Origin of the sequence: Nocardiopsis sp. TNDT3, from assembly GCF_003427465.1 — a bacterium.
Lineage (GTDB): Bacteria > Actinomycetota > Actinomycetes > Streptosporangiales > Streptosporangiaceae > Nocardiopsis > Nocardiopsis dassonvillei.
On record NZ_QPFC01001071.1, the window covers coordinates 1 to 2,328 of the forward strand.

At 70.7% G+C, this 2,328-nt stretch carries 1 protein-coding gene; it reads right to left on the bottom strand.

From position 1 onward, the window contains the following. Window positions 1-33: 33 nt before the first annotated feature. Window positions 34-2,328, bottom strand: a 2,295-nt coding sequence (infB, locus tag DQW06_RS23975) for a translation initiation factor IF-2 (RefSeq protein ID WP_117199359.1), incomplete at its 5' end; no start/stop codon positions are given.

Here is a 2,328-nt window from a genome sequence, read left to right on the forward strand (position 1 = left end):
GCCGGGGCCCCGTCTGGTCATGCTCCGCGAGGATCAGTCGCGGGGCTTCTCCTGCATCTCGTACGTCTCGATGACGTCCTCGACACGCAGGTCGTTGTAGCCGACGCCGATACCGCACTCGAAGCCCTCGCGGACCTCGGTCGCGTCGTCCTTGAACCGACGCAGGGACTCCACGTTGAGGTTCTCGGAGATGACGACCCCGTCGCGGATGAGCCGCGCCTTGGAGTTGCGGCGGATCAGGCCGCTGCGGACGATCGAACCGGCGATGTTGCCGATCCGCGGCACCTTGAAGACCTCGCGGATCTCCGCGCTGCCGAGCTGGACCTCTTCGTAGATCGGCTTGAGCAGACCCTTGACCGCGGCCTCGACCTCGTCGATGGCCTGGTAGATCACCGAGTAGTACCGGATGTCCACGCCCATGCGGTCGGCCAGCTCGCTGTTCTTGCCCTCGGGCCGAACGTTGAAGCCGACGATGATCGCCTCGGCGGAGGCCGCCAGGTTGATGTCGTTCTGCGTGATCGCACCGACACCGCGCCCGATGACCCGGATGCTCACCTCGTCGCCACCGGCGTCGATCTTGAGCAGGGACTCCTCCAGCGCCTCGACGGAACCGGACATGTCACCCTTGATGAGGAGGAGCAGCTCGGAGCGCTCGCCCTCCTTCAGGGCGTTCTGCCAGTTGTCGAGGGTGACCCGGCGGGCCGAACGCGCCTGCTGGGCGAAGCGCTCGCGCGCCTCGCGCTGCTGGGCGATCTGCCGCGCCACCCGGTCGTCCTTGACGACCAGGAAGTTGTCACCGGCGCTGGGAACGTTGGTCAGACCCAGCACCTGCACCGGACGGGACGGCTCGGCGCTCTGCACGTTCTGGCCGTGCTCGTCGAGCATGGCGCGGACGCGGCCGAAGGCGTCACCGCAGACGATCGAGTCACCGACGTTGAGCGTGCCGCGCTGGACCAGCACCGTGGCCATGGAACCGCGACCGCGGTCCAGGTAGGCCTCGATGGCCAGACCCTGCGCGTCCATCTCCGGGTTGGCCTGGAGATCGAGCGCTGCGTCGGAGGTCAGCACGATCGACTCGAGCAGGGCGTCGATGTTGTCGCCCTTGAGTGCGGAGATGTCCACGAACTGGACATCGCCGCCGTACTCCTCGGCCACCAGGCCGTACTCGGTGAGCTGCGCGCGGACCCGCTGCGGGTCGGCGCCCTCGACGTCGATCTTGTTGACCGCGACCACGATCGGCACCTCGGCCGCCTTGGCGTGGTCGATGGCCTCCGCCGTCTGCGGCTTGACGCCGTCGTCGGCGGCCACGACCAGCACCGCGATGTCGGTGACCTTGGCACCGCGGGCACGCATGGCGGTGAACGCCTCGTGACCCGGGGTGTCGATGAAGGTGATCTTGCGCTCTTCGCCGTCCACCTCGGTGGCGACCTGGTAGGCACCGATGTGCTGGGTGATACCGCCGGCCTCGCCGCTGACGACGTTGGTCTTGCGGATGGTGTCCAGCAGTCGGGTCTTACCGTGGTCGACGTGACCCATGACGGTGACCACCGGCGGACGCGGACGCAGGTCCTCCGCGGTGCCCTCGTCCTCGCCGAACTCGATGGAGAAGGACTCCAGCAGCTCGCGGTCCTCGTCCTCCGGGCTGACGACCTCGATCCTGTACTTGAGCTCCTCGCCCAGCAGCATCAGGGTCTCGTCCGGAAGGGACTGGGTCGCGGTGACCATCTCACCCAGGTGCATCATCACCTGGACGAGCGACGCCGGGTTGACGTCGATCTTGTCGCCGAAGTCCGACAGCGAGGCGCCGCGGGACAGGCGGATGGTCTGGTCGTTGCCGCTCGGGATCTTGACGCCGCCGAACGACGGGGCCTGGAAGTCGTGGAACTCCTGGCGCCGCTGCTTCTTGGACTTGCGGGCACGTCCGGGACGGCCGCCGGGGCGTCCGAACGCACCGGCCGTACCGCCGCCGCGACCGCGGCCACCGCCGCCGGGACGGCCACCGAAGCCACCCGGACGACCGCCGCCGCCGACACCGCCGGGACGCGGACCGGAACCCGCGGGGGCTCCCCCGCGGCCACGGCCACCGCCGCCGCCGGGACGGCCGCCGCCACCGCCGCGACCGCCACCCGCGGGTGCGGCCGGACGGGACGAGGGCATGTTCATCGGGCTGGGACGCGGACCGCCGGGCCGGGGACCGGGACGCGGGGGACCCGCGGCACCGCCCGGACGCGGAGCGCCCGCCGCACCGCCGGGACGCGGGGCGCGCTGCTCGCCGCCGCCCTGCGGACCCGGACGCGGACCCGGACGGGGACCGCCCGGACGCGGAGC